The 24,320-nt window shown below is 39.7% G+C and carries 16 protein-coding genes; 3 read left to right on the top strand and 13 right to left on the bottom strand.

The genetic code is table 11. The annotated features are described in order from the left end of the window. Window positions 1-123: 123 nt before the first annotated feature. The 3 genes from BLS35_RS00960 (at window position 124) to BLS35_RS00950 (ending at window position 3,320) form a co-directional block, all read left to right on the top strand. Complete coding sequence (locus tag BLS35_RS00960; RefSeq protein ID WP_090776912.1) at window positions 124-1,377, top strand: MFS transporter; 1,254 nt, start codon at window positions 124-126, stop codon at window positions 1,375-1,377. 4 nt (window positions 1,378-1,381) lie between these two features. Further along, on the top strand, window positions 1,382-2,179 hold the full coding sequence (locus BLS35_RS00955) for a phytanoyl-CoA dioxygenase family protein (RefSeq protein ID WP_090776911.1): 798 nt from the start codon (window positions 1,382-1,384) through the stop codon (window positions 2,177-2,179). 79 nt (window positions 2,180-2,258) lie between these two features. Then, window positions 2,259-3,320 (top strand): LacI family DNA-binding transcriptional regulator, encoded by a 1,062-nt coding sequence (locus BLS35_RS00950; RefSeq protein ID WP_090776910.1) that lies wholly within the window; start codon window positions 2,259-2,261, stop codon window positions 3,318-3,320. A gap of 6 nt (window positions 3,321-3,326) precedes the next feature. On the opposite strand, the gene BLS35_RS00945 is transcribed toward BLS35_RS00950, so the two are convergent. The 13 genes from BLS35_RS00945 to BLS35_RS00885 form a co-directional block, all read right to left on the bottom strand. Beyond that, on the bottom strand, window positions 3,327-4,496 hold the full coding sequence (locus BLS35_RS00945) for a glycoside hydrolase family 88 protein (RefSeq protein ID WP_090776909.1): 1,170 nt from the start codon (window positions 4,494-4,496) through the stop codon (window positions 3,327-3,329). Window positions 4,497-4,529: 33 nt separating this feature from the next. After that, window positions 4,530-6,605 carry a polysaccharide lyase family 8 super-sandwich domain-containing protein gene (locus BLS35_RS00940; protein ID WP_090776908.1) on the bottom strand — a complete coding sequence of 692 codons (2,076 nt, stop codon included), beginning with the start codon at window positions 6,603-6,605 and terminating at the stop codon, window positions 4,530-4,532. After that, a complete protein-coding gene (locus BLS35_RS00935; RefSeq protein ID WP_090776907.1) occupies window positions 6,606-8,921 on the bottom strand; it encodes a GH92 family glycosyl hydrolase in 2,316 nt (771 codons plus the stop codon). Window positions 8,922-8,959: 38 nt separating this feature from the next. Further along, a complete protein-coding gene (locus BLS35_RS00930) occupies window positions 8,960-10,426 on the bottom strand; it encodes a glycoside hydrolase family 28 protein (RefSeq protein WP_090776906.1) in 1,467 nt (488 codons plus the stop codon). A gap of 11 nt (window positions 10,427-10,437) precedes the next feature. Next, a complete protein-coding gene (locus BLS35_RS00925) occupies window positions 10,438-13,305 on the bottom strand; it encodes a glycosyl hydrolase (protein ID WP_090776905.1) in 2,868 nt (955 codons plus the stop codon). A 10-nt stretch (window positions 13,306-13,315) separates the two neighbouring features. Continuing rightward, window positions 13,316-14,149 carry a sugar phosphate isomerase/epimerase family protein gene (locus tag BLS35_RS00920; protein ID WP_090776904.1) on the bottom strand — a complete coding sequence of 278 codons (834 nt, stop codon included), beginning with the start codon at window positions 14,147-14,149 and terminating at the stop codon, window positions 13,316-13,318. 3 nt (window positions 14,150-14,152) lie between these two features. Next, window positions 14,153-14,968, bottom strand: coding sequence for a phytanoyl-CoA dioxygenase family protein (locus BLS35_RS00915; protein ID WP_090776903.1), 816 nt, complete (start codon window positions 14,966-14,968; stop codon window positions 14,153-14,155). 41 nt (window positions 14,969-15,009) lie between these two features. Then, window positions 15,010-15,765 (bottom strand): 6-phosphogluconolactonase, encoded by a 756-nt coding sequence (locus BLS35_RS00910; RefSeq protein WP_090776902.1) that lies wholly within the window; start codon window positions 15,763-15,765, stop codon window positions 15,010-15,012. After that, window positions 15,762-16,946 carry an N-acetylglucosamine-6-phosphate deacetylase gene (nagA, locus tag BLS35_RS00905; protein ID WP_090776901.1) on the bottom strand — a complete coding sequence of 395 codons (1,185 nt, stop codon included), beginning with the start codon at window positions 16,944-16,946 and terminating at the stop codon, window positions 15,762-15,764. Before nagA ends, BLS35_RS00910 begins: the two co-directional genes overlap by 4 nt. Window positions 16,947-16,955: 9 nt before the next feature. Continuing rightward, window positions 16,956-17,624, bottom strand: a complete 669-nt coding sequence (locus BLS35_RS00900; protein ID WP_165973189.1) for a carbohydrate-binding family 9-like protein — start codon at window positions 17,622-17,624, stop codon at window positions 16,956-16,958. A 112-nt stretch (window positions 17,625-17,736) separates the two neighbouring features. Continuing rightward, on the bottom strand, window positions 17,737-19,335 hold the full coding sequence (locus BLS35_RS00895; RefSeq protein WP_090776899.1) for a RagB/SusD family nutrient uptake outer membrane protein: 1,599 nt from the start codon (window positions 19,333-19,335) through the stop codon (window positions 17,737-17,739). A gap of 17 nt (window positions 19,336-19,352) precedes the next feature. Further along, window positions 19,353-22,424 carry a SusC/RagA family TonB-linked outer membrane protein gene (locus BLS35_RS00890; protein ID WP_090776898.1) on the bottom strand — a complete coding sequence of 1,024 codons (3,072 nt, stop codon included), beginning with the start codon at window positions 22,422-22,424 and terminating at the stop codon, window positions 19,353-19,355. Window positions 22,425-22,582: 158 nt separating this feature from the next. Next, entirely contained in the window at window positions 22,583-23,944 is a 1,362-nt protein-coding gene (locus BLS35_RS00885; RefSeq protein ID WP_090776897.1) for a sugar MFS transporter, read from the bottom strand. Window positions 23,945-24,320 lie beyond the last annotated feature (376 nt).

Here is a 24,320-nt window from a genome sequence, read left to right as displayed (position 1 = left end):
GCAAAATTTGTTCTATAACTAGCAAAATTAGCGCTAAAGGCTGCTCCCATTTTGTCATAGCTTCGTTTAAGCCAAATATTTAAACACACGAGAATGAGCTTTTCCATTCTTTAATTGAACGACATGAAAATTTCTTACGGATGGAAAATTTGCATCCTCCTTTTTTTTAGCACCACGATCAATTACCTGGATAGGCATGTGCTCAGCATTTTGGCCCCAGAACTACAGCATTTGTACAATTGGAGCGAAGTAGAATACAGCTATATTGTAACTGCATTCCAGGTTTCGTATGGGCTGGGCGTTGTCTTATCAGGAAAACTATTAGACAAGTTTGGTACCAAATGGATCTTCGCCATTGGCGTCGCTTTATGGAGTGCAGCTGGTATGGCCCATGCTTTCGCAAAAGGAGCAATTGGCTTTGGCCTTGCGCGTTTTAGTTTGGGATTGGGAGAGTCTGTAAACTTCCCCGCCAGTGTTAAAACCGTGGCCGAATTATTTCCCGCTTCTCAAAGAGCCTTTGCCACCGGATTTTTCAATGCAGGTTCAAATATTGGCGCCATCGTGGCTCCTCTACTGATCCCTTTTATTGCTTATAAATTTGGTTGGCAATGGGCCTTTATCTTAACAGGTGCATTAGGTTTTATATGGATGTTCTTTTGGATCATTACTTATAAAAAACCTATACAAACGCCTGAACCAGCTTCTGCGCAAAATCCAGAAGAAAGGCCTGAGCAAAACCCTCAAAGAAACCAAGCAACAACACTCAAAAGCTGGAAACAAGTCGTTTTCAAAAAGGAAGTACTAACCATTTGCCTGGTTCGATTTATATCTGATCCAACCTGGTGGTTCTTACTGTACTGGCTGCCTAAATTCTTAAACGAAACCAAGGCCGTAAGTACCGGCTCTTTAGGCTGGCCTTTGGTTACAGTTTACGTTTTGGCTGATATAGGCAGTCTTGCAGGAGGTGCTTACTCATCCTACTTGATTAGAAAAGGCAAAGGTGTATATGGGGCCAGAAAACAAGCACTATTGGTATGCGCCTTAATTGGCTTATTACTTTGTGGAGTTGGCTTTGCCGATAATTTATGGATGGCAGTAGTCCTGATTGGCTTAGGAGCGGCCGCACATTGTGGCTGGACGGCAAATATATTTGCCACCATTACCGATGTTTTTCCGAAAGAAGAAGTTGGTACAGTGATGGGCGTAGCTACACTTTCTGCAGTAAGTGGCGGAATTGTCCTATCCCTGCTAACCGGACGAATTTTAGCATTAACAGGTAGCTACAGCAGCATCTTCATGATGGTCGGCTGCACCTATTTACTGGGCTACTTTTTACTTACCCGTTTAATCCCCGCAATAAAAACAAATCAAACATAAGAACATGGACTATAAAAAATTAAGTGCAGCAGACAAAGCCCGCTTCAACGAAGATGGGTATGTATTGATCAAAGGAATGCTTAAGCCCGAAGAGGTGAAAAAGCTATATGATATTGCTATCCACGACCAGGTGATCAGCAATAAATCATTTGACAGAGGCGATGCAAATGGCCTCAGGACCAAACTGGCTTTGTGGTATTCATTAGCTGATGATGCCTATAGCCTACTAGCCCGCTCTAAACGAATTGTCGAAGGTGTTCAGCTTTTACTAGAAGGCAAACCAGCACACTTTCATTCCAAATTGATGCAAAAAGAGCCCAAAGTTGGTGGCGCATGGGAATGGCATCAGGATTACGGCTATTGGTACCGCGATGGCTTCCTATATCCGCAGATGTTAAGCGTGCTCACGGCACTAAGTCCGGCCACTAAGGAAAATGGTTGCTTACAAGTTATTAAAGGCTCACACCTAACCGGAAGGATCGAGCATGGCTTTAGCGGAGAACAAGTTGGCGCAAATCAAGAAAGAGTAGATGAATTATTAAAGCGACTAGAACTGGTCTATGTAGAAATGGAAGCTGGAGATACTTTATTCTTCCACAGCAATACCTTACACCGTTCGGATGCCAATCTTAGCGATGCACCACGATGGTCCTTAATCTCGGCCTACAACCTCATCAGCAACAAACCTTACAAAGGAAACTACCCATCCGCAAGCGAAGCCATACAAATGGTAAATGATGAATCTTTATTAGCCTCAAACAGCGAAGGAATACAAGAAGACGCTAATTTTTTAATTAAATAAAAGGCGCATTCTTTTTATATATTTAGGTTTTTATTCTCGGATTTAGTAATACTTTTACGGAAGAATTCGATATCCAAAAATGAAATCAAATATGCAAACTGGTGTTAAGGAAATAGCGAGGAGGGCGAATGTTTCTATAGGTACTGTTGATAGAGTGTTACACAACAGGACTGGTGTTTCAGACACGACCAAGAATAAAATATTGGCCATTATGAAAGATCTGGATTACCAGCCTAACATTTTGGCCCGTAGACTGGCCTCTAAAAAAGTATTGCGCTTCGCGAGTCTAATCCCCGCTGTTTCTACAGAAACTGAATTTTGGGATGCACCAAGTAAAGGCATAGAAATGGCCGAAGCCGAGATTAAGCAATTTGGCATTGTGATCGATAAATATTTTTATGATCAAAATGACAAAGCTTCTTTCGTAAAACAAACGAAAAACATACTTAAAACCGAGATTGATGGCATATTAGTCGCACCTATTTTCATTGAAGAATCACTAGCCTTTTCTAAGCTTTGTAACCTTAAGAAAATCCCGCAGGTCTTTATCAACTCTGATATCCCGAATGAATCCAGACTGAGTTACATTGGTCCGGATTTATTTCAAAGTGGTCATTTAAGTGCCCATATGGTCAACTATTTAGTCAAAGAAGGGGATAAAATCCTGATCGTAAACATCTCGAAAGAGATCGATAGCTACCATCACTTGTCGCGAAAAGAAGAAGGTTTTAGAGCTTACTTCAAAGACCATGAAAAGCAGGTTCGAATTGTGAAAGCCGACATTACGCCCGAAACAGATTACCTTTCCGTTGCGAAACGCATGACCGAAGTATTAAGCGAGCATACAGATGTAAGGGCCATTTTTGTAACCAATTCCAGGGTTTTCTCTGTGGCCCAATTTTTAGAAAAAACCAATCAGGAACATATCTTTTTAGTGGGTTACGATTTCTTGCCTCAAAGTATCGAACACTTAAAAAAAGGAGTAATAGACTTTTTAATCTGCCAAAAACCACAAGAGCAAGGATATAAAGGTATCATGGCCTTGTACCAAAATGTGGTTTTAAATGGAGAAATAGAGCCTACCTATTACATGCCTATTGACATCATCACCAAAGAAAATTATAAATCATATAGAAACTAACAGCGCTTATATAGCTGTTAGTTTTTTATACCTTAATAAAGCCTCTAAGTAATAATAATCTGCATAAACAATTGGCGTATTGATCTCAGACTTTGCCGGCTTATGCCCTACCGAATGCTTTAAGATAAAATTATTGTTCTCATTCAAATTCGCCGTGTATGCCGGAGAAGCTAAACTAGCCAACATTTGCTCTGCCGTATTGAAATATAAGTCTTTGTTCTTTTTGCTAAACGTACTCAATTCCAAAAATGCAGAAGCAAATACAGCTGCTGCCGAAGCATCTCTTTCTTCGCCTGGTCTATCAAAATCCCAATAAGGTACTTTATCCGCAGGAAGATTTGGATGGTTAATCACAAAATTTGCAATACCTTCTGCCTGTTTAAGGTACTTCTTATCCTTAGTTTCTCTGTACATCAAAGTATAACCATACACTGCCCATGCCTGTCCCCTCGCCCAAGCCGAAGAATCCGCTGCACCCTGGTGCGTTTTCTGTCTAAAAACTTTGGTTCCAGGCAAATAACAAACCACATGGTAACTGCTAAAATCTTTTCTAAAATGATGTTTCATCGTATTGTCCGCATGCGTTACCGCGATGTCATACAATCTTTTATCTTTTGTTTGTTTAGCCACCCAAAATAAAAACTCCAGGTTCATCATATTGTCTATAATCACCGGATATTCGCAATCTGCATGCTTATCCCATGATTTGATCAAACCATATGCAGGATTAAACCTTGTCGCCAAAGAGTTTGCACCCGTAACCATTGGCTCTATGTAATCCTTATTCTGAGTAATGCGATAGCCATTTCCATACGGACAGTAAAGCATAAAACCTAAATCATGCGTGCTCTTATTGTACTTTTCCTTATCTAAAGCTCTGGTCCATTTATCTGCGGCAACTTTCCAGCTGTCTCCCTGGGTGTATTCATATAAATACCATAGAGATCCGCCAAAAAAACCGCTACACCACCATTCAGAAGTCCTGTCATAAGGCTCTCCGTTCGGTTTTGTCGATTGTGGAAATTTGGTTAAATCCTGGTGACTGGCCAACATATTTGTATATTGCTTAGCGGCAAAGTCGAATGCTTTATCTACGTCTACCAATGGCTTTTTCTGGGCAAAACCATTCGCAATAATCATGGTCATTAAAATGAAAAGGACAACTGTTTTCTTCATGTTTGGATAGGTACTATATGTTATGATTGAGGTTTAATTAAATTGGAAACTTACAGTTGCTCCCTTCTGATCTCCCTGTGGTAAACTGATCGGGAAAAGTTCCTTGATGTCAAGGAATGCGGAACTAAAGCTAATATGTAAATCTGTTAATTTTTGAGTAGGATCTGAAAGGTATAGGACTGGATTTTTAGACTTCAACGCTTTGATTAACAAAACACAAGGCTGATCAACAGTGACAGAGAAATTTGGCTTGGTCAAACTACCCGCCTCATAAAACACCACCTGCAGCATTTGTAAATCTTCATTTTCAACCGCCTGCACAGCAGGTGTATTTACTAATATTTTTGTATTCAAAGCCTTGTTACTTTTCATCTCATTTTCACTGATACTTGGTTTTACAATATAGGCATAAGATTGATTAACTGGGTCATGTCCATGATTAAACCATAATTTAAACACCTTTCCTTGAACCACTTTTTTAGATCGATTCGCATTGATTAAACTCCAGCTACCGCTTTGCTTTCCACTGGTCCATTTAAGATCTCCCTGATTTGGAAAATAATAACCAATACTATCCTGCCAGATCCCTTTGATACCATTTTCAAAAACCTTTACCGGACCTTTTGCCCAGGCTTGATTAACGGTTGTGGTAATGGCTTCTTTAGCCAAGCTATTGATATCCGTACCTAAACATACTATTTCATCATCAAAGAAAAACCAAGCCTTTTTTGCCGTAACCTCATCATAATCCAATTGGTAAACGGTTGTTCCATACAAGCCATCAGATGTCCCACCAATAAAAGAGCCCACTCCTCTTTCTCCCCACTCAATCGTTGTTCTTTGGTCCACCTTATAATCCCGACCCGTCACACCCGGAATTTTATCCCATTCCCAAACCGGCATAATGTTAAAATATTCCGCCCCAGTACGCTGAATATTAGTAGAACCATCAGGCAAAAATTTACCGATTAAATTCTCCTTGTTCCCAAATTCCGTTCTAACTGTACGTCTGGAAACTGTCCTTACATTAAAGGAGTAAGCTGGTCGATTGTGTAACGTATAGTCACTCTTATAAAAATGAGTATGACTAGGTTTGACCGCGAAAGATGGTGCTTGAATTTGTAGAATTCGTTGTTCCGCCTCATCCAATACCCCTACATTTTTTGGATTCACTTCTTTGGCTAAAGCCAATAAACTATGCGCTCCTGCTTTAGTGGTAATATTTGTTTTATCTAAAATATCATTCCTCGAAATCCCCCGGCCTTCGGTATTAAAATCAATATATCGGCCCCTAATGGTCTTTAAAAAAGTATTTATTAAGTAGTGATCAAGAATCTTTAACTTTTCTGACTGGATTGCATAACTGGTTCCCGACAACCAGGATGCTACTTTATATTCACCAATTAAAAACACCTGACCATAACTTGCAATCTGCAATTGCGGCCCGTGTTGCAAATAAGAATAATCATATTGTAAACCTTGCCTATTCCCTAAGGTAATAGGCATAAATGCCTGGTTAACGGCTGAATCCATCAGTACCTTATCTCTGGTGAGACAAGCCCTATACATCATGTGAATGGCAATATCCAACTTATTGGCACCAGCAGCCCTTACCACATCCCCCTGCTTCATCGAATTGATCAAGGAATCTTGCAAAGTTGAAGGCAACGTATGGTTACTTTTTAAGAGCATCAAGATCTCCCCTATAGCGGTTGGCGATGCAATATCATTTTGAAACCAATTGACACTCCCTGGGCGCTGTTGCAACCAATACCGTAAAGCGCTAATGGTTTGTGAGGCCAGTTTCTTATCTCCTGCAGCCCCTGCATCGTTTAAAGCCAGGGCAAACTGCTTAACTCTGTTTAAGTGGATCAGCGGAGCCCAATTTGTTTCGGCTCTAGACGAATAATCAATCCCCAACCAACGCCCATCATTTTGAATCGCTAATGAGTTCTTTTTGAGGTCTTGGTTGAACTGATTGCCTTCAACGTCTGATTTTATATACCTTGTAATTTTTGATTCAATAACTTGAAATTCATCCTGACTATGGGCCTTACTTACTGTAAAAAAAGACATAGCCAGGACGCTATAAAATATGGGTAACCTCATTTAACTACTCTTTTTATTCGGTGCCAAAGCCATAACAAAGGTTAATTTTCCACCGCCAACAATTTCAGCATGGGTAATATATAAACGATTTAATACTTTTCCATTTAAAAGTACCTGCTTCACGTAAACATTTTTGGTACTTTGGTTTTTAGCTTCCACAGTAAACTGCTTACCATTTTCGAGATTAAGGGTCGCATTCAATACCGATGGACTGCCCAATTCATAACGATCAGAAGCCGGTGCCATTGGATAAAAACCAAGAGAAGACATCATGTACCAGGCGCTCATTTGTCCACAATCATCATTTCCGCCCAAACCATCAGGTCCGTTATGGTATTGTTTTCCCAAAATCATCCGCACAGTTTTCTGTGTTTTCCAGGGCTGAGAGGTATAATTGTAAAGGTAAGCCACATGATGTGCAGGCTCATTTCCATGTACATAATTACCAATAATCCCCTCTCTGGTGATGTCCTCTGTATGCGCAAAAAAGACATCGGGTAAATCCATGGTAAATAGTGAATCCAAATGCGGAACAAACTTTTTGTCACCACCCATTAGCTTAATCAAAGCCTCTGGGTTTTGAGGAACATACAGACTATAGTTCCATGCATTACCTTCAATAAATCCCTGCCCCTCAGTTTCTAAAACATCAAACTCTTTTCTAAAAGATCCATCCGATAAACGTGGCCTCATGAAACCAATCGTAGCATCATACACATTTCTCCAATTTTCAGACCGTTTGATAAAGGTGTTGTATACTTCCGTATTGCCTATTTTTTTCGCTAACTGTGCGATACACCAATCGTCATAAGCATACTCCAGCGTATTAGAAACCGCAGTCCGGTTTTTATCCGATGGCACGTAACCTTTATCTATATAATCTCCTATGCCTTCAAAATTACGCTGATTTGCCGTCCGCACACAAGCTGCTAAAGCTTGATTTACATCACCACTGAAATTGCCTTTAATAATCGCATCCGCAACTACAGATACACTATGGTAACCACTCATGCACCAGGTATCGTTGGCCGAGTTAGACCATACCGGCAACATCGGTAAAGCACTTTGATCAAAGTGTGCCAGCATAGATTTCACCATATCGTTATTTCTTTGCGGCTGAATCAGGTTAAAAAAGGGATGTAAGGTTCTGTAAGTATCCCATAAAGAAAAGGTGGTATAGTTTACAAATCCCTTGGTCTCATGTGCTTTTTGGTCTAAACCTTTGTACTCATTATTTACGTCCATGTAAACTGTTGGACTTAAAAAAGCATGGTACATAGCCGTATAAAAATTGATCGCCTCTTCCTTTTTCTCTGTTTTCACTTCAATCTTTTGAAGCTCCTTATTCCACAGCTGCTGACCTTTTTCTTTCACCTGATTAAAATCCCAACCCGGTATTTCTGCCTTCATATTCATCAAGGCATTGTCGCTGCTCACCGACGAAATCGCAAACTTGATCTTTACCTTTTCTGCCTCTTCTGTATCAAAATTAAAATACATTCTAATTTGCCTTGCAGCTAGTTCCGGGAAGTTTCTGGTTTGATCAAACTTTCCCCAAAACCCTTTGTAAACCTCTTTTTTAGTAAAATCTTTAGCCCCGTAAGACTTAAATGGTTTAGAGAAAGACATCGCAAAATATACCGTACGGTTTTTCGCCCAGCCATTGGTTTGTCTGTAACCAGTAACCAAAGTATCATTGACGACCCGGACATAAGTCCAAACGTTTTTATTGTCGTAGTTATAAAGACCATGCATCAAATCCAATATAATATTGGCTTCCTTAGATTTCGGAAAAGTATACTGATGAAAACCCACTCTTGCAGATGTGGTTAACTCTGCCAAAACACCATCATCATCCAGTTTCACCTTGTAATAATTGGCTTCAGCAAGTTCATTTTGGTGGCTAAATTTTGAACGGTAACCACTTTCCGGAGACTTAGCCGTACCTGGGTTAAGTTGTACTTTTCCAACAGTTGGCATCACTAAAAAATCACCCAAATCCGAATGCCCGGTTCCACTATAATGCGTGTGACTGAAGCCTACAATCGTTGGATCATCATACTGATAACCTGCGCAATACCGGTAAACATCCTTATTGTACCTCCCATTCTCTTCGTAGGAAAGCGTATCGGTATCCGGGCTCAATTGGACCATACCAAAGGGCACAGTAGCTCCTGGATAAGTATGCCCCATTTTTTGAGTACCAATAATGGGTTTTACATATTTATATAAATCGTTTTTATTTTGCGCATTTACAACACATACGATATTCCCGATCAAAGCGGTAACAACTAAACATCTGCTAAACTGGTTCATTGCAAAGAAGAATTAAGATGGAATTAAATATAGGTCATTTAATTAACCTTTACATTGGTTGACTTATAGGTATGCAATAATTTTTTCTGATCGATTTGTTGAAAGGTAATTTTTTTCAACTCTGCACCATGCACATCATCCATTACAATTGGTAAACGGTAATCTTTCTTTTCTGCTTTCAATGATAGATTAGAGAAATTGATGTTTTTCGCATGTCGCACGTAAATACCCCATGCTGGAATCTCTTTAAACATAGAAAACTCTGGATAACCTGCTGCCTCTTCCGGAATGCTGTCTAGTTTATCTAATGCTACGTAGGCCATGTATTTACTGCCCGCACCAGGATAAGAAATGTCAAAATTGCTGAAGGTCACATCCTCAATATATTGCCCTGGTAAACCAGCGATAATAATTGGAGAAATATTTCTTGGCATGTCTTCAATCGGTCCCTCATAATCGTAACCAGCATCTGCTTTACCAATAGGCACATCCGCTACCACATTTTTGATGGATATTCTTTTCATGGTCGATTTTTTACCTGGGATACGTTCTCCTAATCTTAAAAAGATCACATGACCAGTGTTCGTACTTTTTAAACCATCTACTACAATATCTTCTAAAAAGCCTCCATCCACACTTTGCAATGCAATAGCCGAGCGATAAGTATTGTATACCGTATTGTTCAATATTTTAATATTTCTGAAACCACCTTTACCAGCAGTACCTAATTTGATTCCGTTTGCACTGGTGCGTACAATGTTATTTTCGATTAATATATTGTGGCAGAAAAAGCCCTCAGTATGCGACTTAAGACAAATTCCATCATCAGCAGCATCTATTTTGTTATTTGTAATCACCACATTATCACAGTCCACAATATCAATACCGTCACTATTCCAATAAGCAACGTTGTTTACCGTAATATTGTCGATCACCATATTTTTGCAACGCTCATAAGTCTGTAACCAACAAGCCGAATTTTGAAGAATCAAGTCTTTGATATTCACATTTACGCAATTGTAAAAGTAAATCACCATTGGTCGGATGGATTCACGGGTACGGTCATATTTCAGAATATCGACAATCAATCCATCATTTGCATAAGCGATAGAATTATTGGCCAATGGCCTACCTTGTCCATCAATCATTCCTTTACCGGTGATCCCTATATTTTCTACATCCCGCGCATGAATAAGTGCTGTATTGCCAATTCTATCATAATCAAAAGGATTGGTCGAACCCAATAAAACTGCTCCTTCTTCTAACTGAATCGTCACATTAGATTTCATGTAAATGGAACCTGTCAAATACCTGCCCACATAAAAAACCAATCTACCTCCACCATTTTTGCTGATGTAATCGATCGCAAACTGAATAGAGCGGGTGTTCATCGTCGAACCATCTGATTTGATATGGAAAAATGAGGCTTTATAGTCTTTCGCAAAAACAGCTGTACACTGAATCATAATCAGCAGCATCAGAATTACTTTCTTTTGAATTTTCATTATATTTTCGATTAAAATAAGTTAATAGGGCCAACCAAACCCATGGATTGAAGTGGTTGTTCTTTCTTTTTATTGTTCGACCAGTATTGTGCGGTCGCATTTTCCGTTAAAGATTTCATGTAATTCAGCATTACCGTAGTCACTTTAATTTCAATAGTATTTGTACCCTTTTTCAACAGATTTCCTAGCGCATAAGCCCTACGACCGAACCATTGTGCGCCTAAGTTTTCCCCATTCACAATCAATTCTGCGATGCCAAATACCTTTCCTAAATCTAGATAACGAAGGCTTGTAGGGTTGGATAAACTGATCGTGGTTTTATAGGAAACCGTGCCAGAGAAATAAGTGTAATCAGGTAAATCCTTTAAATCAGTAAGCTCTGTCAGGTCCTGAGTTTTCACTGTCCCATCCATATGGCTAAACTCAGCCTTCCAAGGGGATTTTAGGCTCATTGCATTGGCGCTGATTTCAGGAACCGGATCCCAGTTCTTCCCATTTCTATCCTTATTAAAAACAATAATTTTAGAATCAGCCGGACAGAGTTTCACTTTAAAATTCCGGTCTTTCAAATCCAGTTTAAAGCGTTCTCCACTTACTGCATCCCAAATCCAGGCTTGTTTTTTATCTGTAATCTCCGGTAAAAATGTAGCGTCTAAATCTATGCTGAGATGCGCACTCGCATTGTTAAACAAAAAGATATCCGAGTTTTTTGTTTGATACCGCACCTGGGTCACAAAAGTATTTGGATTGGCGATTTTAACATAAGGCGTAACCTTATACTTCGCTTGTACCGTTTGATACCATTCCTTAAAGTTTGCCGCTGGTTTTGGCAACAAAACAAATTGATCTGGATAAGCTTTTAGTTTCGTCACCCATTCCTTTACTGCGGCATCTTTTTCTTCGTGCTTAAACCAACCTAATGACTGCTCCGGATAAGCTTCTATACAGAAAATCCGACCACCGGCCTTCACAAAATCATATAATTTTTTAGCCGTTTGAGGCTGAATACTTCTTACTTCTATTAAAAATAACGCGTGGTACTTTCTCGGACCATAACTCATCCAACCGCCTTTAAAATCCGCATCCGCAATTACCTGTTCCGAAACATAGTCGCAGGCATTTCCATTTTGATGGATAGATTCCCAAATCAATTGTTGATAGGGAGGCGTTACACCCCATGGAAAAGGTTCCATTTGCGCACCAAACTCAGCCCACATATCGCCAATTGGTGCCATAATCGCTATATCCGCAAAAAAAGTAGCCTGTTGCAATAATGCAGATAACCTTGCTCTATAATCCGTATAATGCTTAAAATACGGCCACATGGTATTTTGCTCATTAAAATAGCCACCATAGGTGATCCAACCTGGAAAAGCGGCATCTGGTGGCGAGTAATTAAATCCGTGAAAAATCGGATGCGTAACTCCCGAAATGGTACTTTGATCGCCGGCTATTTTAAACAGCTCCAACGACTCATTAAATACCATATCTGTATTCGTTAATTCTTCAGAGCTGATCAGTTTTTTCCCTTTCAAATGCGCCGCTGAAGAAACATATTTATTGATCATGGTATTCCCACGACCTAAATGCCAGGGATACTTCATAAAATCTCTTTCAGAAATCTCCTCCCCTATACCATATTTCATCCAGGTTTCGCATTCCGGGATGTCCATATCAAAGGTACCCTCTAAAGGAAAATGTCCCCTACCATAAGCCTGTGCCCTTGATTTTATTTTGTTTTCAGCACACCATTCAATAAAACTCTTCGAAAACCGCTCTCTAAAAAGCTCAGCTTTGGTGTATTCAAAATCATACCGCATCCTGTTCAGCATTTTTTTCATCTCAGGACTGATATTTACGGCATAGTATAAGTCAATCGTATTCCCCATTCTACCTGTTTTAAAGAGTATAAATGGTAGGTAAGGATATAAATCATAGCCCCTTCTTTTTTGAAACTCGACCATCATGTCACCCGTCCAATTGGCGCCTTCCATTTCTAAACTATCCAGAAAAAAGGAACGTACATCTGGTGCCAATGGGCCAATTCTTTTTTGAATGGTACCGCTGATTTTATTCAGGTAATTTTTAACTGCTTTTTCATTGTAATGATTGAGTACAGGTCCTGTCCCACCGGGGGCACCTTGTATCACCTTCATAAAACCTTTTATTTTCACTAAACCGTACACTGCGAAATTCCCTTTCGGCAAATCAATTTTCACAGCATCATTGACCACTTGATGGGTAATGTTTTTCACCTGATCCATGCTGGTCAAAGGATCTGGAACAATACTTAATCCCAACAATTCCATTTTACGTCCGGTATAAGGACTCAAAGTTGCCGGGTCTGCTTCTTTAAAAATATCAAATAGCGAAAATTCGGTTTTTAAAGGACCTACCAGTTTTTTCACAGCCACCACCACCACTTGGGCACGGTCTTCCTCAGGTAAAAATCCAGCACCATATGGGAATCCTGTACCAGCTAAAAGATCGCAGGTCATCCCTAGTTTTTTAGCTTCAGTTAAGCTAAACTTCAATAAATCTATCCAGTCATCACTTAGCCAATCCACCGATGGGATCCCCATATCATCCGTATTGGATGGAAAGGAAATCGGATTGATTTCAACCCCACCAATACCTGCCTCTTTTAACAGTTTAAGTTCTCTCACCAATTCCGTTCTTTCTATCTTATTCCCGTTCCACCACCAGCGTACAAATGGCCTATAGCCAATGGATGGGTTCTTAAAGAGCTGATATAAATCATCATCCGTATCGTCTATCAGTGTATTTACTACCGACTGAGAAAAAGCATTATTCTTCAACATCAACAAGCTGGCAACAGAAAAAATAGCACTTTGCTGTAAAAATGTTTTCCTCTTCATAATTCCTGGTTTAGCAGTACCGCTTTTGTAAAAAGTCTTTCATCCATAAATTTATTCGCCATTGCTCCTCTCTTAAAGAGCTCGTCCTATTCCCCTTTACCATATAGGGAGCTGGTCCAAACTCTGGCGTAATCGTGATCGGCATTTGATTAGTTTTCATTAAGTTAACCCATTTATCCCATATCTGAACATGAGCTGCTAAAGCATCCGCATACTCGGCATCCGCCGGATCCCAAACCTGCGAACTTTGTGTACTCCCAACCCTTGCATGGATATGTCGCGCATGTGCGATGGCGCTGTTTACCGCAGCTTGCTGATCTTCCAAATAGCTCTCAGAAACACAAAACCAATGCGAAGCATCCAGGGTGAGTTTCAAATCCGGATGTGTGGCCAATACTGGTGCTACCCGATGTGCCGCATACGTCCATTTATTGCGGTGTGTTTCCTGATGAATTGGTGTTTGATATTGCGCTTCAAACTGATCGCAAAGATCCAGACAAGCTTGTATTTGATCATCGTTAAAGAACTCTCTACCAGTCTGGGCACTGAAAAATAAGGGTGCTTTAAACTCATCTCTGATCTCCATCAATTGACTTAAATCCTGCTTAAGACCTTCCAGGTATTGCTCAAACGTGGCATAAGGCTTAATCACTGCCATTACGATGGCAAAATCCAGGTCATAATACTTCAGCAAATCCAATACCTCCTGATGATCACAGTTTTCTCCAAAAGGGAACCATTCAATACCAGCGTAATTGGCTTCTTTCACACGTTTCAAAAAAACGGGCCAGGGCAGTTCTTCAAATCCCCAACGCGGACACAAAAACTTTAGGGTCGAACTCATGACTTAGGATTTATAAATCAGCGGATTTTGTTCATCATTATTCAACAAATCACCAACTTTAAGCGTCTTCAAATAAGCTTCAGGTAAAATATTAGGTTCACCATTAAAAGTATTGCCATCAGGCATGTAAGCACAAGTCATGGCTCTTCTATGTCCGCTGCTCATATTGGCACCCGCCCCATGTATGGTTAATCCGTTATGGAAAGAGCAACTTCCGGCTTTCATACTGGCCGACACTGAGGCCACCTGCGCAAATTGTGGGTAAGCTTCAAAAATGCCGTCCATGTTTTTACCTATTCCTTTATTCACGAAGGTTGTTTCTTTAAATGATGCCGGGATAAAATATAAGCAACCATTTTCTAAAGTTGCATCATCCAGGGCTACCCAAATCGATAAGGCTCTTCTATCCGAAAAGGACCAAAATGGGGTATCTAAATGCCAGGAAGTTGGATTTGCCCAGGGACGTTTAAATAAAGCCTGATCGTGCCATATTCTTATCCCATCAGCACCCGAAAGCTGTGCAGCCATTTTACCAATGCGCTCATCCAGCATAATCTCTTTCACTTTATCATTCGTTTGCCAAAGATTTAGCAATTGATCAAAAACTTTAGAGAAATATTCTGAGTCTTTATTAATGCCATCATCCATCCCAACTTTCCCTTCCTTTCCAGGCATTTTTATTCCATTTCTATCTTTTACTGCTTCCGTAACCGCTTCACGCCATTTCGTCAACTCTTCAGGAGATAGAAAATCTTCGATGACAATAAATCCATTAGTTTGAAAAAACTGAATCTGTTCTGTACTTAATTCACATTTCATTTTCGTTGGTTCTTTAGGTTTAAAAATCGCTTTTGTATGGATCAGATGCGTAAACTGCTCTGATCATCCAAAAACAAGACTGCATTTTGGTGATTTCTCAAATGGGTAGAAGGAAATCTATCACTGATTTCTTCATTTAAGGTATGGTAAACGGCTTGCGCCTTTTTCTCGGTAGGCACAGTACAAAAAGCATAAGGCGCTTTCAATAAAGCAGGCAGGGTAAGTGTCAAAGCATGTGTAGGTACTTCGTCTACAGTCTTAAAACAGCCATCATTCACTTGTTGGTTGCGACACTGCTCGTCCAAATCAACGCGTTTCACCAAATAAGGATCATTAATCGCTGCTACATGTGGATCATTAAATGCCAAATGCGTATTCTCTCCAATACCTAAGCACACAATATCCGTTTCAAATTCATTCAATAAGGCAGTATACCGTAAACATTCCGCCTCATAATCGGCTTCATTTCCATTGATATAATTTACGGTGTTAAAAGGAGCTAAATCAAATAAGCGCGTTTTTATAAAATTGCCAAATCCTTGCGGAGCATCCGCAGCCAGGTTTACATACTCATCCATGTGGAAAGCATTCAATCTGGTCCAATCGATGTCTTTTTTCAGCAATTCCTCAAAAAACTCATTCTGAGACGGTGCCGCACCAAATATGATATTAACGAAGGCTTGGGTACTCAACAATATATTTATCCGCTCAGCAACAGCCGAAGCAACCGCCGCACCCATTAGGTTTCTATTGTCAAAAACCTTCACGGTTAATTTATCTTTTATAAACTCTTTCATTTTTGATAGATTACTTTTCCATTAATGATGGTGGTTTTGATATTGATGTTTTCATCAAAAATTAGCACATCAGCATCTTTACCCACAGTTAGTGTTCCCTTTCTATTTTCAACACCCATAATGGTAGCAGGTGTTTTGGACATCATCCGAACCGCTTCTACCAATGGGACATCGGCCATTTGAACCATCGTTCTTACCAATCGATCTGTCGTGGCTACGCTACCGGCAAAAGAAGATCTGTCGGCCATAATAGCTACTCCATTTTCAATAATCACTTTCAGTCCAGTGTCTTTATTTCCGAGAATGCTCTCCCCTTCTGGCATTCCTGCCCCACGCATGGCATCTGTAATTAGCGCAATGCGATCAGGTGCTTTAATTTTACAAACCAGCTTCAACAATGGCGGTGGCAAATGGATTCCATCCGCAATAATCTCTACATCCATGGCATCAATTAAAAAAGCACTTTCAATTACGCCTGCATAGCGATAGGTATTTCGTCTGGTTACGCCCGACATCGCCGAATATAAATGTGTGGCCAGACTATAGCCATTTTCTACTGCATCTAAAACTTCTTCATAAATGGCATCAGTATGGGCAATCGCTGCAATAATTCCATTTGATTTTAGGTATTTACCCATTTCAATCGCCCCTGGTAATTCAGGCGCAACACTCCAACGTTTAATCAGGTTCTCGCCATAGGCAATTACCTCTTTATACTCTTCCACATCAGGATTTCTGATGTATCTGGGATCTTGCGCACCACTCTGACTAAGCGCAAAGTAAGGACCTTCCAGGTGCATGCCTATAAACTGCGCACCCTTCGTATTTTTAGCATCAGCACTTTTATAAAGATCTATCGCTTTTAACAGATCTGCTTTGGCACAGGTTAAGGTTGTGGGAGCCATTGCGGTGGTCCCGTAAGTAGCATGAATTTCAGCAATTCTCAGATAGGCCTCTTCTGTTGCATCCATAAAATCATGCCCGCCTCCACCATGAATATGAATATCGATAAAGCCTGGAGAAACATAATTCCCCTTTGCATCGATAACCTCATAATCTGGTGCTTCGATATCCCCCTCCGCTACTGCTTCTATTTGATGCCCCTTAATTAATAGCGTACCGTTTTTAATGATGCGATAAGGTGTGATGATCTGCCCATTAATTATTTTAACTTTCTTCATATGTAGATTTTATATTTTGAGATCAGCAGCTTCACCAAATGCTAATGATCCAAAGAACTCAGGCAAATGAAAATTAGGCGCTTCGGCCTCAATCTCATTCCAACTGCAAAAATGTGGTTGCGGTAAATCATCACCACACTTAAAAAAATTACCGAAGCCAGTTTGCTGGCTTAGCGTTTTTAAATTACTATACCCAAATACCACTATCGGAATCATTAAAGTGATTTCCCATACATATTTGCGCTTACTGTTTTCTGCTGCCGTTTTAATCACAGCATGTGTTTTTATCATTTTCACCAACTCCTTTGGCAAGAAATCTCTATTTGATCTTTCTTTTCCGTAAGCGATTAAACATATGCCAACGCAATTCACCTCGATGTTGTAATAAGACTTATCTGTACCAAAGGACACAAAAAACTCAACACAGTTGTCTTTGTGCACAACCCCATTTAATTCCGATGTGGCCACCTTAATGGTATCCTCATGTACTTCATATTTTAACCATATGGCATCATTACTATGGGCAATGGTAAAATTGGCTTGTATAGGAGTATAGAATTCAGGCCATGGCTGATGAGCGATTTGATTTTTCGGTAAAGCATCTAATAAAGTCGAGACGGTTTCCATGCTGTCATTGACAGCATATTGATCCAGGAACGGTACAAATAAATTTTTCATTAAATAGAAGTAGTCATATATGGTAAATAAAACAGGCTGTATCATTAATCCGGTCGTAGGATGACGATCGCTTTATCGTAACCGGATTAATGATACCTCCTATTTTCAGACTTTATTTAAAATAGCCAAGGTTTTGACCCAATGGCGCATCCTTATTGAGGTCAATTTCAGTCTGCGGAATCGGTAAAAGCACATTGTGAGGCTTAATGGTCGTATTTTCCTTAAAGTTTAAGCGCTGTACCCTATCCAGTAAAGTTCCTGTTCGTACCAGAGTCATTCTTCTATTTTCCTCGCCAATCAATTCTCTTGCGCGTTCATCTAAAATAAAATCAAGTGTAATATCAGCTGCAGATACCTGTGCAGCATTTGCTCTGGTTCTTAATTTATTGATGCTGATTGCAGCACCACCAGGGTTGTTTTGCTTGAGTTGTGCTTCTGCCAACAATAAATAAGTTTCACCCAAACGCATCATAATTAAATCTTTATAAGATCCAGTACCAGTGGGATCTGTAGGGATAAAATGATTCCATTTTGTAGTGTAAGGAACAAGATGAAACAGGGTATCCGCGTTAGGTATGATAACTTTTTTTCCGACTAGCAAGGGTTTACTTGGGTCGTTGTAATAAAAATCACGACGAAGGTTGTATTTAGAATTACGCATATCATTAGCCCCTGAGGTTGTGTATAGTTTTTTTACCACCCAAGGACTTAAACGTAGACGGCCGATACCACGTCCACCTAATGAATCACAAACCACTAGTCCCCCCGTACTGGCGCCACTATAAAAAGGCACCCAAACTCTACGGTGTTGATCCAAATTCGCCGCACCGCCTGGAATATTGTATTCCAACTCCTGCACCCAAATGGCTTCAGTATTTCCCTGACGACGACGTTGATTACCAGTAATAAACATATCCGCGAAAGGATCACCTGGTTCAGTTTTCTTAACTCCGTATCTGGCATTCACTAAACTAAACTTATTACCGGTAATAATCGCTTGGCATTGTGCCTCGGCTAAATCATTTTTACCCTGTCTCAAATACACTTCTGCAAATAATTGCTGAGCGGCTTCTTTACTGATACGGCCTGGTTTAGAAACCTGATCTATAGCCGGTAAGTTAACCGTAGCGTATAAAAGATCATCATTCATAAATTTGTTTAAATCGGCTACGCTGGCACGGGTAAAATCTGTTTTAGGCTCATCATACGGGCGATCAACCAGGGGAACTTCTCCCCATAAGGTAACCAGGAAATTGTAAGCATAAGCTCTATAAAAGCGGGCTTCAGCAGTGTATAATTGTCGTTGAGCGTCAGTTAAAGCAGCCGAAGGATCTGCTGTACCTCTCAAAATTTGATTAGCGTTGGTAATCACTCTATAAGCCCAGGTCCAGTAGAATACGGATGCCGCATCTGGAGAAGCAAGAAGCGAATAATTATGGTAAGGTATGGATTCACCACCCTCCCCACCAAAACACGCTACATCCGTTCCCACTTGAAAAACACAAAGTAACGACTGTAAAGCCTGTAGGGTATATTGCTCTCTAACAGAAGCCTGTAGGCCTGCAATCCCGGCTTCCAAACCGGCAACATTTTTAAAACTATTAACTGGCGAATAACTAGAGTCAGATTTTTCATCTAAAAAACTCTTACTGCAAGAAATTAAGCCAACACTTGCAATAAATATGAATGATAAAAGAATATGCTTTTTCATAATTTTATTTTTAAAGATTAACGCAATGTTATGTTTAAACCAACGACAACGCTAGTCACTAATGGGTATACTCCGTAGGTTAGGGGTTGGTTGGCCGATCCAGCTTGTATAGCAGGGGTTGCATTCACACTCAATTCAGGATCTGCTCCAATCCAATTGGTAAAGGTGTGTAGATTACGACCACTCGCAAACACCGACAGACTGCCTAATTTTAACTGCTCTGCAGCTTTATTAGATAAGTTGTAGCTAAGCGTGATGTCTTTTATTCTAAAATAGTTTTGTTTTGATGGATAAGCATACAAACGTGGATTAGTAAAGCTTAAAGAAGGTGCCTCATTATTGTTGTTTTCTGCCGTCCAATATTGAAGTTCTCTTGGCGTATTTACCCGACCACCATAACCTTGAAGGTTTAGCATCGGATTATTGATCAAGGATCCCTGAGAAGTTTGAACGAAAACACTCAGTCCAAAATTTTTGTATTTAAAATTATTGATCATACCGCCGGTCCATTTAGGCAAACTGTTGCCCAAATAAGACTTATCTGCTTCCGTAATTTTTTTATCGCCATTAAGATCAGCAAACTTTAAATCTCCAGGCTTTGCAGTCGGATCAACATTTGAGGGATCTTCACCGGTTTGCCAAATGCCTTCTAACGTATAATCATAGATGGCATACAATGACTTACCAATAAACCATTTGTTACCTATATCATCTAAATTATCGCCATACAAGGAAACAATTTTGTTTCTGCTGGCTGAGAAGTTAAAGTTTGTAGACCAGGTAAAATTCTCATTTTTAATGTTTACTGTATTTAAAGTAAATTCTATCCCTTTGTTCGATACTTTACCCAAGTTGTCAAAGATGATCGGGTAACCGATGATGGCTGGTAACTTACGTTTCAATAACACATCTTTAGTTTCCGTTTTATATACCTCTACAGTACCCGAAATCCTGCTGCCAAATAAAGAGAAATCAACCGCTAAGTTTGTACCGGTAGTACTTTCCCAATTTAGATTTATATTTCCTAATACTCCATTAACAAGTGCAGAACTAGACACTAATCCAGTAGTAGTTACGCCATTGTAGATATACTTGGTGACTCCTTGGGTGGTAATCGTCTGATAAGCATTAATCGCTTGATTTCCAGATTTTCCATACGAAGCTCTCAACTTGATATTATCAATTTGTGATACATTTTTTAAAAAGCTCTCATTAGAAATATTCCAACCTAAAGCAATGGAAGGAAAGGTGCCATACTTACTTGTTCCTGATCCGAAAGCCGAATATCCATCCCTTCTTACTGTGGCTGTAATTAAATATTTACTCTTATAAGAATAATTTAAACGGCCCATTTGAGAAATCATCGCATCTCTGGAATAAGTAGAACCGGCCTCAATTGTTCCCGCTGCGCCAACGTTATTGAAGGATAAATCATCATTTACGAAGGTGCTCCCTTTAACAGTTAGCCTCGTATATTCCTTCTCTTGTGCGCCATACAACGCAGTTACATCCAAATGATGATCATTCCAATCTTTATTGTAAGAAAGGATGTGCTCTAATAACCAACCTTGAGTTTCTGTTTTTTCTCTAAATGCCGTTCCGTTTAAAGTATTACCTGCATCCGGGCCAGCATAAGTATCTTCGGTAGTAGGCTGAAAAGTATAGTTTCCATTGAACCTATATTTTAATCCAGGAATAAAAGCTGGCTTAACTTCGGCATAAAAAGTACCGTTCAAATTCTTTTTACGATCTTGCACATCACTATTTAAACCCAACATTGGACTTTTAAAAAGGGTTTCGCTAAACATTGGATAAATCGTATAATCCCCATTTGGCTCATACAAGCGTCCATAAGGGCTCATCTGCATTGCACTACTGTAACTTACCTTTCCCCCATCCGCATTGTTGTTAGAGAAAAATAGCGAGGTACCTGCTGTTAACCATGAGGTAACCGTCGCATCCAAATTAGAGCGTACAGAAGCACGATTAAATTGATAGCCTTTTAATACCCCTACTTGTTTTTGATACGCTCCAGATACGAAATATTTAATCTTCTCTGTACCTCCAGAAATGCTCAGGTTATGATCTTGAATACTACCAGATTGAGAGATTTCCTTCATCCAATCTACAGTAGTACCGGCATTATAATTTGGAACTTCATATTGGTTAGGTACAGGTGGATTGTTAGGCGTCCGGTTCATCTGCTTTGAAAAATCCAGATATTTCTGAACATATGCTGGCCCCTCTAATGGATGTAAATTTTTGTTCTGGTACTCTGGGCCGGCGTAAACACTGTATCTAATCGTAGGCTCTCCTGTTTTTCCTCTTTTTGTGGTGATTAAGATTACACCACTAGAACCACGTGTTCCATAAATAGCTACTGCTGATGCATCCTTAAGGATCTCAATAGAGGCAATGTCATTAGGGTTAATGTCATTCATGGAACCGCCCAGATTACTAAATGGTACTCCATCAATAACTGTTAGTGGTCCGGTACCCGCATTGATAGAGTTCACCCCTCTAACCAATACCGTTGGCGAACTACCAGGTACAGATGAGGTTGAGGAAACATTTAGCCCCGCAGTCGTACCTTCAATGGCGGAAAGCACGTTGGTAACCGGCAGGTCAGATAACCTTTCCTTTGGTACCGAAGTTACCGATCCGGTGATATCCGAACGTTTTTGCGTACCGTAGCCCACTACCACTACCTCGTTCATTTGGTATTTACCTTCATCAATCAACATGGTTACATTGATTACTGACTTGTTACCCACGCTGATGTTTTGCGAAACATAGCCCAGATAACTAAAGATTAAGGTTGAACCTTCCGGTGCAGTGAGTTGATATTCACCAGAAGCATTAGTTTTAGTACCAATCTTGCTATCCTTAACAGTAACCGTGACGCCCGACAATGCAGCACCGCCCTCGCCCTTTACTGTACCTTTTATTGTTACATCCTTAGCGCGATTGATCGCTATGGTTTTATGATTTGTTTCCTTCAGAAACTTCTCCGAAGCTGCGTTTACACTTGAAGAGAGTATTAAAACAGAAGTGCATAAGAAAGCTTGCTTAAATAGTTGTTTTTTCATCCTTTTGAATTAAAATTTTTTAATAATTACAGGGATATAATGTCCCATCAGAATTTGCCTCTTAAGCTAATGTTAGTTTGTTTCCGTGTTCATATCTTGTTTGGTTTAGGTTATGCTTGTTTATATTTGGTTGAATTGAAAGGTTATTTTTGATGATGCTAGTTGGCCTTACTCATGAGTTCCGACTCTTGCGCATTGTTCTTTTTAAATGTGGGCAACCAACGTTTGATCAGGTGTCCGTAAAAGGCATAAAACATGAGGTAGAGGTAGCAAGGAAACAATATCCAGTATGCTGTTCTTACATCATATAAATCGGCTACATGACCATATATCAATGGGAAAATAGCACTACCACAGAGTGCCATAATCAACATAGATGCCCCGACCTTTGTAAATCGGCCAAGGTTATTTAAAGCCAATGGCCAAATCCCTGCCCAAACCAATGAGTTGGCTAAGCCCAACAACACAATAAACCAGATGGAGATATCAATCGTATGACCCAAGATGGTATGAGCACCGGAGCTGTAAATAATTAAAAGGGTTAATATGGCGCCCAAAAGGGTACAAAAACGCAGGACATTCACTTGTGAAATGTATTTTGGAATCAAGACGATGCCTAAGCCGTAGCCTATAATGGTCGTAAATAAAGTATAAGAGGGAAAAACTTTAGCTTCCATAATGGGCATCCCCATTACACTTGCATAACCAATGATGGTATCGATAGCAATTACCTGTGTACCTACGTGAAAGAATATGGCTAAAACCCCTAGTATTAAATAAGGAAAATCAAACAGGCTTTTCTTATCTGCATTGATGATGGTTAGCTCTTCGTTCTCCTGTTCGGTATCAATTTCTGGCAGTGGAGAAAAACGGATTAATATTCCAAGTGTAGCCAATACAGTACCCAAAACACCATATGGAAGAATTACTCTTCTAATTAACTCATCTAAAACTACACCTCTTTCAGTAGCACCCATTAAAGGCAATTGCTTTAACATTTCGTTGTCGGCAACCTTAAATATCACATGAGCAAATATGAGCGGAGCCAAAATACCCGCCCCTTTATTACATATGCCCATAAAGCTAATGCGCTTTGCGGCTTTCTCTATAGGGCCTAAAATGGTGATGTAAGGATTCGCAGCAGTTTGCAATATGGCTAAACCCGATCCTATAGTAAATAGGCCAACAAGAAACACTTCATAGGTTCTACCGAGTGCGGCTGGGATAAATATAAATACGCCTATAGCCATCACCCAAAGGCCATACATGATTCCTTTTTTGAATCCTACCCGCTTCAACAGATAAGAAGAAGGTAGCGACATAATGAAATAAGAGATATAAAAGGCAAAGGCTACGAGGTAGGATTGAAAATTGCTCAGTTCGCAAGCGATTTTGAAATAAGGAATTAAGATTGCGTTGATCCAGGTGATAAAACCGAAGACAAAAAACAAGCCTCCTAGAATAAACATAGAAATTAACGTCTCTCTTGAACTAAGTGAATTTACTTTTACTGATCCCATCTGTTTTTTTATTTAAACATCGCATTAAATCATTAATAAAAAGGGCTATCACTATTACGTTAACGTACCCGTAAATGAATTAAAAAAATTCGCTTTGATTATTTTTAATTAAAGCGAGTTTCAATACTCCTAACAACCTGCCTATATTTGGTACGTTGAACGTGTTAACGTTAACGTACACGAATATATAAACTTTTTATTCAAACAAGAATTTTTATTGATTTTTTTATCTTTTCTGAATTGCGCACGCAGCGCGTGCGCAATTCAGAAAGCCCTACTATAATATTGTATCCAATTTAATTACGAACGCAAGCGTTCGCAATTGAAAATGCCCAGCCCTCCTCTTAACACTTAAATATAAAAACCTGAAATTGAA

It is taken from the genome of Pedobacter sp. ok626, assembly GCF_900100435.1.
In the GTDB taxonomy this organism is placed as follows: Bacteria; Bacteroidota; Bacteroidia; order Sphingobacteriales; family Sphingobacteriaceae; genus Pedobacter.
This window is presented reverse-complemented; position numbering and strand designations above follow the sequence as displayed.

What these genes read in the sequence shown, in the direction of transcription:
- BLS35_RS00950 (WP_090776910.1), top strand. Translation starts at nt 2,259, where the DNA reads ATGAAATCAAATATGCAAACTGGTGTTAAGGAAATAGCGAGGAGGGCG.
- BLS35_RS00895 (WP_090776899.1), bottom strand. Translation starts at nt 19,335, where the DNA reads ATGAAAAAGCATATTCTTTTATCATTCATATTTATTGCAAGTGTTGGC.
- BLS35_RS00935 (WP_090776907.1), bottom strand. Translation starts at nt 8,921, where the DNA reads ATGAACCAGTTTAGCAGATGTTTAGTTGTTACCGCTTTGATCGGGAAT.
- BLS35_RS00925 (WP_090776905.1), bottom strand. Translation starts at nt 13,305, where the DNA reads ATGAAGAGGAAAACATTTTTACAGCAAAGTGCTATTTTTTCTGTTGCC.
- BLS35_RS00890 (WP_090776898.1), bottom strand. Translation starts at nt 22,424, where the DNA reads ATGAAAAAACAACTATTTAAGCAAGCTTTCTTATGCACTTCTGTTTTA.
- BLS35_RS00900 (WP_165973189.1), bottom strand. Translation starts at nt 17,624, where the DNA reads ATGAAAAATTTATTTGTACCGTTCCTGGATCAATATGCTGTCAATGAC.
- BLS35_RS00920 (WP_090776904.1), bottom strand. Translation starts at nt 14,149, where the DNA reads ATGAGTTCGACCCTAAAGTTTTTGTGTCCGCGTTGGGGATTTGAAGAA.
- BLS35_RS00945 (WP_090776909.1), bottom strand. Translation starts at nt 4,496, where the DNA reads ATGAAGAAAACAGTTGTCCTTTTCATTTTAATGACCATGATTATTGCG.
- BLS35_RS00930 (WP_090776906.1), bottom strand. Translation starts at nt 10,426, where the DNA reads ATGAAAATTCAAAAGAAAGTAATTCTGATGCTGCTGATTATGATTCAG.
- BLS35_RS00940 (WP_090776908.1), bottom strand. Translation starts at nt 6,605, where the DNA reads ATGAGGTTACCCATATTTTATAGCGTCCTGGCTATGTCTTTTTTTACA.
- BLS35_RS00960 (WP_090776912.1), top strand. Translation starts at nt 124, where the DNA reads ATGAAAATTTCTTACGGATGGAAAATTTGCATCCTCCTTTTTTTTAGC.
- BLS35_RS00885 (WP_090776897.1), bottom strand. Translation starts at nt 23,944, where the DNA reads ATGGGATCAGTAAAAGTAAATTCACTTAGTTCAAGAGAGACGTTAATT.
- BLS35_RS00910 (WP_090776902.1), bottom strand. Translation starts at nt 15,765, where the DNA reads ATGAAAGAGTTTATAAAAGATAAATTAACCGTGAAGGTTTTTGACAAT.
- BLS35_RS00955 (WP_090776911.1), top strand. Translation starts at nt 1,382, where the DNA reads ATGGACTATAAAAAATTAAGTGCAGCAGACAAAGCCCGCTTCAACGAA.
- nagA (WP_090776901.1), bottom strand. Translation starts at nt 16,946, where the DNA reads ATGAAGAAAGTTAAAATAATTAATGGGCAGATCATCACACCTTATCGC.
- BLS35_RS00915 (WP_090776903.1), bottom strand. Translation starts at nt 14,968, where the DNA reads ATGAAATGTGAATTAAGTACAGAACAGATTCAGTTTTTTCAAACTAAT.